The organism is Aquimarina sp. AU58, assembly GCF_900312745.1.
Taxonomy (GTDB): Bacteria; Bacteroidota; Bacteroidia; order Flavobacteriales; family Flavobacteriaceae; genus Aquimarina; species Aquimarina spinulae.
The window spans coordinates 563,527-582,241 of sequence record NZ_OMPD01000014.1; the positions used below are offsets into that span (position 1 = coordinate 563,527).

Below are 18,715 nucleotides of genomic sequence, written 5' to 3' on the forward strand. Positions count from 1 at the left end.
TATACGTTAGAGAAAATTTTTAAAAGAGGTACATTATATCTACACCCACCCATTTAGATTTCAAATTATATTCAATTAACCAAGGCTGTAAAAAATTTGGCATAGAAGTTTATTTCCCAATTTTTAATGATTATAAATACAATGAATAAAGTGTCTGAAAATCGAACATATAGTTTAAACATACCACAAATGTTATGGGATGGACTGTCTGAAAACTGGTTAATGAAAGAACTAGGTGATATACATTGGAAAATGATATCAGAAGGACTGGAAACAGAATCAGACAAGTTGATTGATAGTAATGGAAATAGGCTATATGCTAGCTTTGTTCGAATAAAATGGGAATCTAATAATTGCCTGAGTGAATTCAGTGAAAACGAAGAAATAGAGATTAAAAGCCATCTATCGAAGTATGGTAAAAAGATGTTTTTTAGTAATGGTCAGGTAAGCGGACATAATAAAGACATAAAAACAGAATTGATGTCCGTTTTTTCTTCTCGAAATTCGGGAAATAACGAGAAACTCGTAAAAGGAACACCTTTAAACGTAGAGCATAAAAATATTCCGGTTCACAATAAACTTCCTGAAATCGCAAAAAACTTTTTTAAAGCGAAATCCTGTTTTTTTCAATCCGAAAAAAATGAAGAAGATAACGATATAAAAGAAATAATACTTAATGATAACTCTTTTAATATCTCTACCGATATAGAACCTTTGTTTCAAAAAAGATATCAAATTGATTCTTATGATGATATCAATGGTGTTGGGCTTTTATATTTTGCTTCGTATCCCAAAATAAGTGATAAATGCGAATTGAGTTTTTTTCAGAAAAAATACATTGGAGAGATTGATAATTATAATTGGGCCAAAAATAGCTCTACCATTGCAAGAGATATACACTATTATGGAAATGCAAATGCAAATGAAGAATTAGTATATAATCTGGAACATTTTTCTTTCCTGGATGAGAACACAATCAAGCTAAGCTCTTCTTTAGTAAGGGAAAAGGATGGGATGTTGATAGCAAAGATATTTACAATTAAAAAAATATCAGAACCATTAAACATTGCAAGTATTTGGATTAGAGGAGAAAAAGAAGATGAGAAAGAGTCTTTTTCAATACTAAATACACCTAATCTGGAAACTGCTAAATTTTCAGATAATCCCTCAATATTTAATCAAAATATTAAAAAGAATAGTGATCTAAGTGAAGAACAATTATGCGAAACTATGGTCAGCTTTTTTTCTGAAATTTTAGAAAACAAAGAGATTACCATCCATACAGACTTAAGAAGGTTTGGTGTTGAGTCTATTGTATATACCGAACTTTCAGAACACCTCAATATAGAGTATGGCTTGCAAAGTAATCCAAGTACATTTTATGGATTATTTACAGTGAAAGAAATTGCATCTTTTCTACTTTCAGACCATAGTATTATATCTGGTTTAAAAGAAGATAACGAAGTTGCAAATACTAAGAAAAATCATATAAATTCTGATGATATTGCCATTGTAGGGCTTTCACTAAAGGTACCTGGAGCAAATAATAAAGAAGAATTTTGGGAAAATTTGGTGAATGGAAATTCTTGTATCACTAATACACCAAAAGAGAGATGGGATTGGCCAGAAAATATAGATATAGATGGTATTCATAAAGGGATCAACTATGGAGGATATATAAAAGATGTGGATAAATTTGATGCATCTTTTTTCGAAATATCCCCAAGAGAAGCAAAATTAATAGACCCGCAACAAAGAATTCTTCTCGAGTTAACCTGGGAACTAATTGAAAATTCTGGGTGCAAACCTTCATTACTAAAAAATAGTAAAACAGGTGTATTTATAGGAGCTAGTGGGAGTGATTATGAAACGTTATTACATAAAAACCCTGAAATTAAAGAGTTTTCGGCTACGGGAACAGCGATGTCAATGCTCTCAAACAGGATTTCATATTTTTATGACTTTGATGGCCCAAGTTTAACCATTGATACAGCTTGTTCATCATCTTTGGTTGCCATAAATAATGCAGTTGCAGCCATCCAACAGAACCAATGCGAACAAGCCATAGTTGGAGGCATACATCTCATGTGTGAACCAACAAAGAGTATTGCTTACAAAGAATCCAATATGCTAAGTGTTGATGGTAAATGCTACACTTTTGATGACAGGGCTAATGGGTATGTACGTGGTGAAGGAGCAGTACTACTTCTTTTAAAACCAATGTCAAAAGCGATAGCCGATAATGATAATGTGCTAGCTTTAATTAAAAGTACAGCGGTAAATCATGGAGGCTATTCTGGAGGGGTAACTGTACCTAACCCAAACAAACAAAGGCAGCTCATTGAAGAAGCATATACAAAGGCTAATATTGATATACAAAATGTATCATATATAGAAACACATGGCACAGGAACCAGCTTGGGGGATCCTATAGAAATTTTAGGTTTGACCAAAGCTTTTCAATCATTACAAGGTCAAAAAAATAAAAAACACGCACCTTGGTGTGGAATAGGATCAGTAAAAACCAATATTGGTCATTTGGAAGCAGCATCTGGAATTGCCGGACTACTCAAAGTAATTATGGCTATGAAGCATAATTATTTACCTCCTACTCAAAATTTCAAAAACATAAACAGCAAAATTGAAATAAGAAATAAACCTTTTCATATCCTGGAAAATGGAACTGAATGGTTAACAGGCAAGGATCAAAAGAGAGTTATTGCAGGAGTAAGTAGTTTTGGAATTGGTGGAGCAAATGCCCATGTAGTTATTGAATCCTATGAAAACGATGAGATAGAGAATTCTAAAGCAATCGAAGGACCACATTTATTTATATTATCAGCAAGACGAGAAGAAATACTGAAGAGTTATGTAAAAAGCATGCTGAATTATATGAGCCAAAACACATCTATGACTCCCTATCAATTGTCATATACCTTGCAAAGTACCAAAGAGGAGATGCAACATAGGTTAGCTTTTGCATATAATACTATTGAGGATCTCAAAACATATTTGGCAAACTTTCTGAAAGGAACTTTTCAATCTAACATTTATGTAGGTAGTATAAAAAAATCAAAACTAAACCAGCTAAATAAGGATGAAGTTATCCTAGATAGCTTGGATTTGGAGCACGTAGCCGAACAATGGTGCCTGGGGAAGAATATAAACTGGAGAAAATTATATCCGATTGGCACTAAAACCCTGGAAGTTCCAACATATCCTTTTGATCACAAAAGAGGATTTTGGGCTTCTTATAAAAAACAACAGGATATTGTTGAAAAACATCCTGAATTAACTCCGTTAAAACTACAAGAAAAGGATAATACTTTTGGAACTTTAGAAGAACTCCCGATTCCTATACGAGTTTTACACACTACAGATGATACTATTATTTCTTCAGATGAAGGTTTTGATAAAGCATCAGTTTCTAAACCTGCTAATATCTCACTCAAGGCACTTAATGCTATTGAGTCTGAAGATATACACCCGAGAGTAACACCCAAAGCACAGTTTACCCTTGACCATACTGCTGGACATGCATTAGAAGCATCTAATGCTTCAAAGGCGATCTCTTCTATAAAATTATATGATAGGAGTCAGGGAATTTACAGTCTTGATATTGATACAAAAACAGGCAATACACTTTCTAAAGAATTAATAGAAGAATTGGTGCATAGTCTTGATTATGTAAAAAACCTTCCGTTGTTAAAAGTATTGATATTAACAGGCACGGGTGAAACGTTCCTTCAAGGTGATCGGGAGGCTTATAATGAATCTATAACTCAAGGGCTTTACCAATCTATAGTGTCTTTTCCTTATCCAATAATAGCAGAGATGCAGGGAGATGCCATGGGATCAGGTTTCTTACTGGGAGCTTTATGTGATTTTATGGTTTGTAGTGAGGACTCGCGATATGGTTATACAGATGTAACAGTTGGATTGTTTCCTGCTATGGAAGAAGAATCTTTGTTTGGTGAGCGTTTTGGAGATGTGCTTTCCAGAGATTTTTTATATCGTTTTGGAGTATCGACAGGTGCTTCTTTGAAGAAAAGAGGTTGGAGTGTTCCGATTGTTACTTCTAATGAAGTGCACCAATATGTAGAAGATCTAGCCTTATCATTGAGTGAAAAGCCTGTAACTTCTCTTGGCTTATTAAAGCGACATCTTGGTCGTGATCTAGAGAAGCAAGTAGCAGGATTAAAGCAGGGAAATACTTTTAAGGCAGAAGGTGAATTTATAGGATCTGATAATGTGGTAACCACTCGATCCAAATACATAGAACTGGAGTCCCCTATAGAGGGAGTGCTCACAATCAGGATAGCTACAGGAGATAAAAACTATAAACTAAAAACCCTTATTTCCGGTTTAGAAGATATTTTAAATCAGTTAGAAAATACATCGGCTTATAAGGTTCTTGTACTTAGCAGCGCAGCCAAAGACTTTTTAAGGATATCTAAATTATCAAGCTCAGTAGAGGAGATCAAACAACTTCAAAATCTACTGATTAATGCTCCTGTTCCCGTGATTACAGTTTTTGAAGGAAATGCTACAGATATAGGTTGGCTACTAGGTCAGTGTTGTGATGTGTGTATCTATCATACCGAAGGTATATATTCGGCTTCGGGGCTAGTTGGAGTAGCAGAATTATGTAGTTTATCACTTCCGTTTTTTGTTCGTGGGTTAGGAGATTACCTGGCTCAGGAGGTATTGCTTACCGGTAGGGAGTATAGTGGTTTGGAGTTACAACAGCAGAGAGGTTCTGTAGTGCTTTCAGCAGATCCGATTATAGAGGCCTTAGATCAGGCTGGATATTGGTCATTGCTACCTATTGAAGTTATACGAGATTGGAAAAAGGCTCAGCAGACGATATTAAGATCAGTATTAGATAAGTTACCAATCTGGATAGAAAGCGAAGAAGTAGGTTCAACCTCATTACCAGAGGTAGCAACAGAAATAGAATTAAGATCACAAGTTATAAAGGCTACTTTACATCCAGAAGGAATAGTGGAGGTAAAGATGGAAGACCGAGAGGCCAGGAATATGTTTTCAGATGCCTTTATGGAAGGAATGATAGAGGTCTTCGATCATATAGCCGCATCTTCCATATACAAGGTGGTGATCTTAACGGGATATGACAGTTATTTCATCTCAGGAGGAACTAAAGAAATGTTACTCGATATACAGGAAGGCAAAATTAAATTTACTGATACTACAATATATCACTTAGCCATGGATTGCAATATTCCTGTAATTGCATCAATGCAGGGCCATGGTATTGGAGCAGGATGGTCTATGGGTATGTTTAGTGATTTCCCAATATTGAGTATAGAGAGTCATTATGTGAGTCCTTATATGAATTACGGATTTACTCCCGGGGCAGGCTCGACGTTGATTTTTCTGGAGCGTATAGGTTATGATCTTGCGCGTGGTACATTGCTAACGGGAATAGAATATCCGGGTCAGGCATTAAAGAAAAAAGGAGTATCCTTACCGGTTGTTTCCCGTAAGGAGATTGGAGAGTTTACATTTGCATTGGCCAGAGAATTAACGCGTAATACACGCAGTAGTTTAATTGCCTTCAAACATCAAATGACCCATGATATCAAGGATCGTTTAGAAGATACATATACTCGGGAGTTGTCTATGCACGAAGAGACTTTTGTAGGACGTTCGGATACCCTGGAGCGTATAGAAGGTAATTTCAATACTACCTCAGAAGATACTCAGGAACAAGTACCTCTTACAGAGAAAGCTATTTTATCCAAGCCTGAAAAAATACCACAGTATGCAGATGCATTACCGATGATTAAAACTAATCTCAAAACCTTACTGGCTCAGGAACTACACATGGAAGAAGACGAAATTGATGAGGATAGTCAGTTTGTAGATCTAGGTTTGGATTCAATCATAGGAGTAACCTGGATAAGAAAGATCAATGAAAAATATAAGATTTCCATTAACGCAACCAAAATTTACAGTTATCCAAACCTTATAGAATTTAGTCGTTATGTTAAAGAGGAAATGCAGAAACTGGGAGTGTTGCCTATTCAGAAAGAAGCAATACCTGTAGAGATTAATACACCAATAATATCTCAGAGTACAGATACTTTGTCATCAAATCAAAGAGAATCTACCTCAAAACCTAAAGTATCAATACCAACATCGGATTTAAGATTAAAAGATAACCCCCAACCCATAGCCATCATTGGTATGGCAGGTCAGTTTCCTATGGCAAATAATGTGGAAACTTTCTGGGATAATATTGTAGAAGGGAAGAACTGTATAAGTGAAATTTCTCAAAAACGATGGGATATAGGTAAATATTATCAAGATGGAGAAGCTACTCCGGGAAAAACGTATAGTAAATGGATGGGAGCACTTGAAGAATATGATCTTTTTGATCCTTTATTTTTTAATATATCACCATCTGAAGCAGAATGTATGGATCCACAGCAAAGGCTGTTTCTGCAAACCTGTTGGCATGCTATAGAAAATGCAGGCTATAATGCTAAATTACTAGAGAAAAGTAAATGCGGTGTATTTGTAGGTTGTGGCCAGGGAGACTATCATTTGCTATCTGATAATATGCGAACAAGTGCTTACGGTTTTACAGGAGGCGATAACTCAATACTGGCTGCACGGATATCTTATTTTCTGAACTTGCAAGGCCCTTGTTTGACTATCGATACAGCTTGTTCTTCCTCATTGGTAGCGATTGCTAATGCTTGTGATTCATTGATTCTGGGTCAGAGTGATCTTATGCTGGCTGGAGGAGTATATGTTGGAGCAGGGGCAGATATGCATATCAAGACTTCACAAATGGGAATGTTATCATCAGATGGCAAATGCCATACCTTCGACCAAAATGCTAATGGTTTTGTGCCAGGCGAAGGGGTTGGAGTAGTGATGTTGAAAAGGCTTGAAGATGCAAAAAATGATGGAGATAATATCCTTGGAGTCATCAAGGGTTGGGGCATTAATCAGGATGGTAAGACCAACGGGATTACAGCTCCGAATACCGAAGCTCAATCTAAGCTACAAGAAGAAGTTTATGATAATTACAGAATAGACCCATCTTCTATTCAGCTGGTTGAAGCACACGGAACAGGAACTAAGCTTGGAGATCCGATTGAGGTTGAGGCTTTGGTAGAATCCTTTACAAGATATACTTCAGAAAAAGCATATTGCGCACTGGGTTCTGTTAAAAGTAATATTGGCCATTGTTTAATGGCTGCGGGAGTCGCAGGGGTGATTAAACTCTTGATGTCATTGAAATATAAAAAACTGCCCCCAACCATTAATTTCGAAAACCTGAATGAACATATCAGTATAGAAAACAGTCCATTTTATGTTAATACTCAACTCAAAGATTGGCAAGTAGAACAAGATCAACAGCGACAGGCAGCAATCAGTTCTTTTGGGTTTAGTGGGACTAATGCTCATATGGTTATCTCTGAATATAATTCTGGAGAAAATAACACACTAAATTCAAAAAGTAATCAAGATACAGGTTATGTTTTTCCCTTATCAGCAAAAACAGAAGAACAGTTAAAGCAAAAAGCTGTTGATATACTAGCGTATTTAAATAAACAAGAGCAATCTTGTGATTTGGATCAGGTAGCATATACCATGCAGATTGGAAGAATGGAGATGGAATATCGTTTGGGGGTGGTAGCAAGTACTCAAGGTCAATTAGTAGAAAAACTAAATGGATATATTGATGGAAAAAAACAGGTTCAAGATACGTTTGTAGGAAAAGCAAAAAGTAATGAAGATACAATTTCATTATTTTCAAAAGATACAGATTTACAAGAAACGATAGATAAATGGATACAGCAGAAAAAGTTATCCAATCTAATCAAATTATGGGTTCAGGGGTATGACCTGGATTGGAATGAACTGTATGGAAAAGTTAAACCCCAACGTATTCAATTACCACTTTATCCTTTCGCCAAAGAACGATATTGGATTGAAGAAAATGAAAATGAAAACAGGGTAGAATCAATACCCGAACAAGAAGTAACCCAAACACTCTTTTTTAGCGAATATTGGAAAAAAGAACAACATACGATTACTCCGGTAAAGAAAGAAAATCACTCAATTATTGTTTTTGCAGACAAGGATTTCAGTGAAATGTTGACAAAAGAAACACCAGATAGCTTGTCTCGGGCTATAGTTGTGGAGCAATCAGATAATTATCAAAGAGTTACATCTCAGTTGTATAAGTGTAGTCCGGATAATACACATGATATAGAAAAAATACTTACCGTTGTAAATGATCAGGAACGTAAACCAATTCATATTCTTTACCTGTGGGCAAAAGGTCAGGGAGAAGAAGGGATTTACAGGTTGTTTGATGTGTTTAAAACAATCAGATCATCAGCTTTACCAGTAGAACACATAACACTTGTAGGACATTATAACACAGCTGAGGTGAATACTTGTTGGGACTATTCCTGGATAGGTTTTGAACGGTCTTTAAAACTACTGCTACCCAACACAGAATTATCTTTGTTTTATATTGATTCTCCGATATATTCATTGCAATTAATAGCAGAAGCATTGCAGTGTAATGGAGTATTGTGGTATAAAAATGATCAACGATATAGGTTGTCTTTACAGTCTTCGATACCCAATAAAGTAACTAACGAATCTGTTCTTAAACAAAAAGGGAACTATTTAATTACCGGAGGGTGCGGAAAATTAGGCTTACAGTTTGCTCGTTTTTTGGCAGAAAATTATCAGGCAAATTTATTATTAATAGGTCGAACACCAATATCTTCGGTGATTGAAGAGCAATTAGCAATAGTAAAAGATGCTGGAGCAGGACAAGTACATTATCGATCTGTCGATGTTAGTGATAAAGAAGCGATGTTGGCATTACGATCACAACTACCTTTTGAGATTTCAGGAATTATTCATGCGGCAGGAATAGCATCTTCACAACCTTTTTATCAGCGCTCAACAGATGATATCAAAACTATACTTTACCCCAAAACCTATGGGGCCATTGTACTCGATGAGGTGTTAAATCAACCGTCTTTAGATTTTATCTGCTATTTTTCATCGGTATCAGCTTTTTTAGGAGATTTTGGATCCTGTGATTATGCCTTAGCAAGCCGTTTTCAGATGGCGTACAGTTTTTATAGAAAACAAAAACCTGAGTTGAAAAGCAAAACGATGGTCATCAACTGGCCATTATGGGAAGAAGGAGGTATGGGAACCAGTGATGCCGAGCAAGCTTCTTTTTATTTAAAAAGTAGTGGGCAGGAACCATTAAAAACATCTCAAGGAATAGGATTATGGCATGACCTTATAAAAACAGATAAACTGCAAACCTTGGTTATGTTAGGGAAACCATCAAGGATAGAACAAGTTTTAAATCGTTTGTATGTTACAGAGCAGTCAAAAAGTATAGAAAATGTATTAGTCAATACAAACAATATTAAAAAAATAGAAAGAGAACTTCGGGATCAAGGGATTTCGGCGAAAGATTGTGTAACTAATGATCTAAAACAACAGATAGCAAGCCTGACAAAAATCAATCAGAATCGATTAAAGGTAGATCAAAATCTTACCGAGTATGGTTTTGATTCTATTAGTTTAGGTAAACTTGCCTCTAAGCTAACAGCTTATTTTGAAGTAGAAATAACCCCAGCAGTATTCTTTAGCGCAACTACAATTCAAAAATTGGCAGATTATATGCTGGAGGAGTATGCTACACAGATAAACAATTTTTACATTACTGAATCCAATAACACGGATGAAAAAGGAATCAATAATACAACTCTCACCACGAGGTTAAAAAGTATTAAGCCAATACTTGATAATTCATTTTCCTCACACCTTTATCCTAAACAGATAAGTTTATCAAATATTGAACCTATTGCAGTAGTGGGGATGTCGGGACGTTTCCCACAAGCACAGACAGTAGATCAACTATGGTCGTTACTTTCAAAAGGCAAAGATGCTATTACCGAAATACCAACAAATAGATGGGATTGGAGTGATTATTACATAGCTCCAGACAATACTAATAATAAGATAACAACAAATAAAGGAGGTTTTATTCATGGAGTTGATGAGTTTGATCCTTTGTTTTTTGGAATTTCACCGCGTGAAGCTGAATATATGGATCCGGCAGAACGCTTATTACTGATAGAAACCTATAAAGCTATTGAAGATGCCAGGATATCTCCAAAGGAAATCAAAGGTAAAAAGGTAGGTGTTTTTGTAGGAATGGAAGAAGGGCAATACGATCAGATTACCGGAAAACCAGGAATTACCACTACCGGAAATGCAATGATAAGCTCCAGACTTTCTTACTTTTTGGATCTTCAAGGGCCGGCTATTGCAACAAACACTGCCTGCTCTTCAGGATTGGTAGCACTTCATCAGGCAGTTTCCAGTCTACGTCAGGGAGAATGTAAAGCAGCTATTGTAGCAGGAGTTTCATTGTTGCTTTCACCAGAAAGTTATATAATGATGAGTGAGGCAGGCATGCTTTCCGAAGATGGGCGTTGTCATACATTTTCAAAAAATGCCAAAGGTATTGGAGTAGGAGAGTCTGTCGTAGTTCTAATGTTAAAACCATTATCGACAGCTATAGCAGATGATGATACTATCTATGGTACAATTAAAGCTAGTGGAATTAACTTTGATGGAAAGACTAATGGAGTTACTGCTCCTAATGGAGATAGACAGGCTGCATTAATTGAAAAAATCTATACTGATCACCAAATCAATACAAATGATCTATCTTATATCGTTACGCATGGAACAGGTACCAAATTAGGAGACCCTGTTGAAATAAATGCATTAGCCAAGGCCTTTAAAAAATTGAAAGAAGATCAAAATTCTTTAGCAAAACAGGAATATTGTGCCCTAACCAGCTGCAAGAGTAATATAGGACATACCCTGGCAGCATCAGGCCTGGTGAGTGTTGTTAATTTACTCAAAGCGATGCAACATCGCCAAATACCGGCAAGTCTCAACTGTGTTGAAGAAAACGATTATATAACTTGGAAAGATAGTCCTTTCTATATCAACAAAAAGACAAGAGCATGGAACAAGGATCAAAGTAAACCTTATCTGGGAGCTGTGAGTTCTTTTGGAAGAAGCGGTACCAATGCACATGTTGTAATAGAAGAATTTGAAGTTCCTGTAGAAAGTAAACAGCCTATACCAGTCAAGACTCGGGAAGAAAAAGTGATGATTTTACTCTCAGCAAGAACTGAAGAGCAGTTGTATCAAAAAGCGCGTGATGTGTTGAATTTGATCTCAGAGCCTAAAGAAACTTTTAATGTACAGGATTTGGCATATAGCCTTCAGGTATGTAAAGAAGAGTTTGAGGTACGCCTTGGGTTTCTGATAAATAGCATGAATCAATTGATTGAAAAACTGGAAGCATATCTGGAAGGTTCAGAAACAGTAGAGGGAATCTTTTTGGGTAAAGTAAAACACGGTCAGGAAGATATGAATATTATCAATGGAGATGATGATATGAAAGAAGCAATTAAAAAGTGGATTACCAGAAGAAAACTGCCCAAACTAATGGAATTATGGGTTAAAGGATTGGCTATAGATTGGAAAAAATTCTATGGAGAAAATCACCCCAAACGTATTGCATTACCTGCTTATCCTTTTGCACAAGATCGTTATTGGATAGACTCTACTCAAAAATATTCGAAAACTATAGGAAGTACCTTACATCCATTAGTGCATTATAATACCTCAAATCTCATTGAGCAAAGCTATAGCTCAACATTTAGTGCAGAACAGCCTCTTATAGCTGGATATAGATATCAGGATAATATAATAATAACTACAGGAATATACCTAGAAATGGCAAGAGCGGCAGTCCAAATGGCTGTACCTTCCATAGAAAACTCAACAGTTATTCAATTAAATCATTTGAAGTGGGGAATGCCCTGTATAGTCGATAAAGATAAAAATATCAAGGTTTCATTATCGGTAACGAACGATAACAAAGTTTTATATGAAATAAAGAATCAAGAGAAAGAAAATCAAGAGACTTATTTTTTCGGAAATGCAATACTCAGAACAAAACCCGAAATCACAAAATTGGATATTTCAGAACTTAAAAAACAAATTAAAGCCGAAAAGATAGAAATATCTGGCTTATATGATGTTTTAAAAAATGAAGGAGTAAGTTATGAGAAACCTTTTCAGGTTCTTGATGAAATATACGTTGGAAACGAGCAGGTATTGACAAAACTTGTAATGCCGGTAACAGAGTATAAAAAATATGTATTACATCCAGCGATAATAGAAGGCGTTATACAAGCGAGTACGATGTTATCCCCAGAGACAAAGGCATTGATACCGGTAGCTATGGGAACTTTAACGGTAATTTCTGCTTATACTGAAGAAATGTTTGCCTGGATAAGAACAACACCAGAAGAGCAATCCCAAAGCAGTTCTATAAAACTTGATATTGATCTATGTGATAAGAACGGTAATAGTATAATTATCATTCGAGGCTTAGAACTGGTAAAAGCTTGTGAGTTTTTACCCCTTTATAAGAAAACATCTATTATAGAAAGTGACCTGAATTGGGATAAAGTTAGCTACCAGACTCAATGGGAAGAACAACCCATTAAACCATCAAAAATTGAGGTAACTCATAAAAATGTATTGATTGTATGCAGCGGAAATACTTCCGGGTTTGAAGAAGAGATACAAAAATATCACAATCAGAAAGAGGGAGGCAAAACTTTTGTTATAAAGGTTTCTGATAAAACAATACAGGTATCAGATAAAGAATGGCAATGCGGAATAAACGACCCTAAAGGTTTTCAGGTTTGCTTACAGCGTATTGATACTATAGATATTGTGTATTTTCTTTCTCTCGAAAATAAATTTTCTCAACCAGTTGATCAAACAGAATTAAGACAGAATTACGAAACGCAAGAGATTCAGTTTTTACGTCTTGTTAAATCCCTTAAACAAGAAAATAGCATTAAAGAAAAAATTGAAACCTATGTATTGACATTAGATACGCATACGATTCATGCAGAATCTAATCAATTTATCGGGGCAGGAATTACAGGTTTAGCCTATTCTCTTGCACAGGGGAGTTATCAATTCCGTATTAGAAATCTGGATGTATCTTCAGAAGATATAGAGACGTCAAAAGAGCATGCTCAACTACTGGAAATGATCCTACAAGAACCTCCTTCAGATAGAGGAGAAGTATTTAAGATCAGATCAGGAAAACGATATCACCAGAAGCTCTACAAACTAAACTGGAGTACGCAGAACATGACTGCAATTCGTCAGAATGGTGTATACATAATTGTTGGCGGAAGCGGTACTGTAGGAAAGATTATTACTCATCAATTGATGGAAAAATATGAAGCAACAGTAGTGTGGATTGGAAGAAGTGAAGTAACCTCAGAAAAGGTGAAAACAGCTATGAAATCGTTTGATAGATGTAAGGGCAATTTAGAATATATGCAAGCAGATGTAACCGATCTGGAAGCCATGCAGGAAACTATAACATCTATAAAACAGAATTACACTACTATAAATGGAGCTGTTTTTTCTGGAATGGTCTTCAACTTTGAAAATTCACTAGATCAAACTACAGAAGAAGAGTTTAGATCTATTTTTGATTTGAAAGCTCAAGGGAGTTGGGTTTTCTATACAGCTCTGAAAAATGAATCCCTTGACTTTATGTGTTATTTTTCATCGGGACAAGCCTATTCTTTTTCAGGCGCATCTAAGCTTTCTGCTTATGCCAGCGGTATTACATATGCTGATAGTTTGGTACACTCGATAAGGAGAGAATCAAAATTTCCAATAGGGATTATCAACTGGGGGTTCTGGAAATCCTCATTAGATACCATTGAAGGTGGTAATGAAGAAATTTTGACCGATAATTTTGAAGCTCTTGAAAATGATGAAGGTTACCAATGCTTCGAACAATTTATAGGAGAACTTTGTAATGAAAGAATTCATCAAGCCCTATGTATGAAAGCATCACCTCCTATTAAGGCATTGATGAATTGTGATCAGGATGAATTTATCTCCTATATGGAAAAATCAGTATTGCCTTCAATACAACTGTCTGCTAAAAACATTGAAATTCCGAAAGAAAAAATTGATAGATTAAAAGACGAAGAAGAAAAAAGCGAACTTGAAGATTGGCTTCTTCAATTGTTATATTGCCAAATAGAACAATTAATAAAGGCAAATTATCAGGAAAAAACACTGAAAATTTCTGACTTACGAAAACGATGTGGAGTCGTGGATAAATATACTTCCTGGTGGGATAATTGCCTTCAAAGGTTTAATCAAAATGGGTATATTCAGTTTAAAAATGGAACTATTAGTTCTCTGAAAAAGACAAATACCAAAGAAGTATGGAACAAATGGGAAGTTGAAAAAGAAAAGCATTTACAAAATCCTGATCGAAAAGCTTGGGTAACCCTTGTGGATAATTGCCTGGAAAAATTACCAGAAATTTTAACTGGCAAAGTTTTGGCAACAGATATTATATTCCCTAATGCTTCGATGGAAAAAGTCGAAGGAGTATATAAAAATAACTTACGATCAGATACCTTCAATGAAATAATAGCCAATGCTGTTGCTACTTACGTACAACAAAAACTGCAATCTAATCCGGAAGCAAAACTTAGAATCCTGGAGATTGGTGCAGGGACAGGAGGAACATCGGCTATTGTTTTTTCAAAATTACAACCCTTTAAAGCGTCTATAGATCAATATTGCTATACAGATCTTTCAAAAGTGTTCTTTTTTCATGCAGAAGAAAAATATTTGCAGGACAATCCATACATACATTGTCAGCGATTGGATATAGAACAACCCATAGAAGATCAGGATATTGAAGCAGGTTCATATGATTTGGTAATTGCAACCAATGTGCTACATGCAACACGTGATATACGGCAAACCTTACGTAATGCTAAAGCTATACTGAATTCAAATGGATATTTGTTTATTAATGAATTAAGTACTCCGGCACTTTTTAACCATCTTACTTTTGGATTACTAGATGGATGGTGGCTTTTTAAGGATGCTGATCTTAGGATGCCCGGAAGCCCTGGAGTAACATCTGCGGGATGGCAGAAGGTTTTAGAAGAAGAAGGTTTCCCTATGGTATTGTTCCCCGCCGAGGAAACACATAATCTAGGGCAACAGATAGTTTTGGCTCAAACTGATGGTGTAATAAGACGTAAAATATCAGTAAAAAAGAAACAGAAAGGACCTTCTACTCCTCCTATTCTTGAAAAAAGCAAACCAGAACAACCTAAAAAGAAGATATCAGATTCAGTACAAAAATCAGGTTTTGCCTCAAAACCATTACAAGATGTTTCAGAATATACTCGAACAGTAATTTTGGATAGTTTATCAAAAACTTTGAAAATTTCTCTTGCGAGTATTGATTCGAATATAGCTTTTTCAGATTATGGAATAGATTCAATTCTAGGGGTAAGTTTTATAAATCAAATTAATGAAGCTCTTTCTATTTTATTAAATACAGCAATTATATTTGAGCACTCTTCGGTAAATCGTTTAGAGAAACATATTGTAAATACGTATCAGGAACAAATAAAACCTCGTATACCCAAGCAACAAGATATTACACCTCTAGAAAATAAAGAGGAAGTGTCAGAGATCCATGAGAATAAAGTTATTGCACCTGTTAACTTAACAGGAAATAGGTTCAATATCAATGAAAAAGCTTTTTTGGGACCATCTTCAGAACAAAGAGAACCAATCCTATCTGAGATTGCAGTGGTAGGAATATCCGGAATGTTCCCTAAAGCAGATAATATTGAAGAATTTTGGCACAATTTGGAGAATGGAATTGATGGTGTGAGCGAGTTTCCTGGTTCTTACCTGGATCAAAGAAATTACTATAGTACTACAAAACAACCCGGTAAAACCCGATGTAAATGGGGAGGAATATTAGAAGAAAGAGATTGTTTTGATCCTTTGTTCTTTAATATTTCTCCGAAAGAAGCAGAATCTATGAATCCGCATCAGAGATTGATTCTTCAGGAAAGCTGGAAAGCAATTGAAAATGCTGGATACAATCCTAAAGATTTTTCTGAAACTCAAACAGGGATTTACATTGGTGCCGAACCTACAGGATATACAGGAGAAACTTTCACAGGATACTCTGATGCTATTATCGCTTCTCGATTATCCTATATTTTAAATTTGAAAGGTCCTTCCTTTGTGGTTAATACTGGTTGTTCTTCTTCTGCAGTAGCTTTGCACTTAGCTTGTGAAAGTTTAAGAAATAAGGAAACGGATTTAGCACTTGCGGGAGGAGTAAACGCTTGTTTGGATCAAAATGTGTTAATCCGACTCGATAAAATTGAGATGTTATCACCAAAAGGTCGTTGTTTTACCTTTGATCAGACTGCCGATGGCACTATAATGTCAGAAGGAATAGGTATGGTAGTATTGAAACGCCTGGAAGATGCAGTAAAATCAGGAGATAAGATTTATGGTGTTATTTCAGGGTCTGGAATTAATCAAGACGGTGCAAGTAATGGTATAACAGCACCCAATGGGGCTGCGCAGGAAAAACTTATAGTAGATATTTATAATAAGTTTAATATCGATCCGGAAAAGATCAATTATGTCGAAGCACATGGTACCGGAACAAAACTCGGTGATCCTGTAGAAACAAATGCTTTGGTAAGAGCTTTTCAAAACTTTACAGAGAAAAAAGAATTTTGCGTAGTTGGTAGCGCTAAGTCTTATGTTGGGCATGCTGCAGCTGCTGCAGGTGTTATTGGACTAATAAAGGTGTTATTGTCTTTGCAAGAGAATAAAATACCTAAGTTGTTAAACTTTAAAACCATCAATCCTCTTATTGAATTTACCGATTCTCCTTTTTATATCAATACAGAAATTATAGATTGGAGTCCATTAGAAGGAATACCCCGAATGGCGGCAATAAACTCTTTTGGACATAGTGGAACCAATGCGCATATAGTTGTAAAAGAATATTTGTACCCTGAAAAACAAAATACAACCAGAAAAAATATTCCGGTTATTATTCCACTTTCTGCGAGGACACCTGAACAGTTATCACAAAAAGCTATTGACTTATTGAGGTTTATTAGTTATCAAAAAGAAAAAGGGCAAATAACCAAAAGGGTAAACTTAACAGAGTTAGCATATACCCTTCAGGTGGGTAGAGAAGCTATGGAAGAACGTTTAGGGTTTGTGGTAAGTTCTATAGAAGAACTAGTCAAAAAACTTAAGGCTTACATTAATAGAGAACGTTCTGTTAAAAATACCTGGATAGGACAGGTTAAGCAAAATAATGAAATTCAAGACTTGTTTAGCGTTGATACAGATCTACAGCAAATTATTGATAAATGGTTTACCGAAAATAAGTTGTCCAGCTTAACAGATCTATGGGTAAAAGGGCTTAAGTTAAATTGGTATAAATTGTACGAAGGAGAAATAGTCAATCGAATTCCTTTACCTTCATACCCTTTTGCTAAAGAAAGGTATTGGCTAAATACGTCAAAAAATGAAGAAAGTATAAAGAAATCAGAAACTTCGGTTTCAATTATACATCCTTTATTACATCAAAATACTTCTGATCTAAGCCAACAATGCTATACAACTGCTTTCAACGGTAAGGAATTTTTCTTAAGAGATCATAAAGTAAATGGACATAAAGTACTACCGGCAGTAGCCTATCTCGAAATGGCTCTGGCAGCAGTTAATCATGCATCAACCATTTATCAAGAAGGATATATAGTTGAACTACAAAATGTAGTTTGGCTAAAACCGCTATATGTTGATGCAAACAAACAGGCTTCTATAAGCTTATTTGACAGTGAGAATAAAAGTAGTACTGAAGAAAAAATTGATTTTGAAATTTATAGCAACGATACAAAAGCACAGCATCAGCAAGAGAAAATACATTGTCAGGGGCAAGCAATTTTCATAAAGGGTGAAATCTCTATCAAAAAGGATATTAATCAGCTTAAAGCACAAATGTGTGAAGGTATTATCGAATCTCATACGGTTTATAGTTCCTTTAAACAGATAGGAATGGATTATGGCCTTTCTCATCAAGGGGTATCGGTTATTTATATGGGAGCAGAACAACTTTTGGCACAACTTAGCTTACCTGTAGAGGCAGAAACCGATCATAATCAATTCACCTTGCATCCCAGTGTAATGGATAGCGCTCTTCAGGCATGTATAGGTTTAATGGTGGATGTAGATAACCTGCCATCCAGACCATTACTACCTTTTGCACTGGAATCTGTACATATAATTTCTAAATGCACTTCCCTAATGTACGTATGGGTACGCTATTCTCAGGGTTGTAAACCCGGAGATAGAGTGATTAAACTAGATCTGGATCTGTGTGATCAAGAAGGAAATGTTTGTGTACAGATACTTGGATTTTCATCTCGGATTTTGGAAGAAAAAATAGATAACACTTCTCAGGGTACATTACATAATCAAAATTTCGATGATAGTTTTTATAGCGATGTAATTGAGAAAGTTTTGAATAATGAAATCTCAGTAGAGGAGGCGGCAAAGCTAAATTGATCTTTGAGATAATAAACAAACATTAAGGGATTTTTTAAGATTACTTCACCTCCCTAAAAGAATAGTTAACAACATGTAATGCGAGAACGAAGCGGTAGTAATGGTTTCTGTTTTGTAATGTTCTTATTTC

The 18,715-nt window shown here is 35.6% G+C and carries 1 protein-coding gene; it reads left to right on the forward strand.

Translation table 11 applies throughout. The features are described 5' to 3' along the window. The first annotated feature begins 141 nt into the window (after positions 1 to 141). Positions 142 to 18,585: an SDR family NAD(P)-dependent oxidoreductase gene (locus tag DK441_RS14040; RefSeq protein WP_160112096.1), complete on the forward strand. Its 18,444-nt coding sequence runs from the start codon at positions 142 to 144 to the stop codon at positions 18,583 to 18,585. Positions 18,586 to 18,715 lie beyond the last annotated feature (130 nt).

Coding starts and splice junctions, on each gene's coding strand:
- DK441_RS14040 (WP_160112096.1), top strand. CDS start 142: ATGAATAAAGTGTCTGAAAATCGAACATATAGTTTAAACATACCACAA.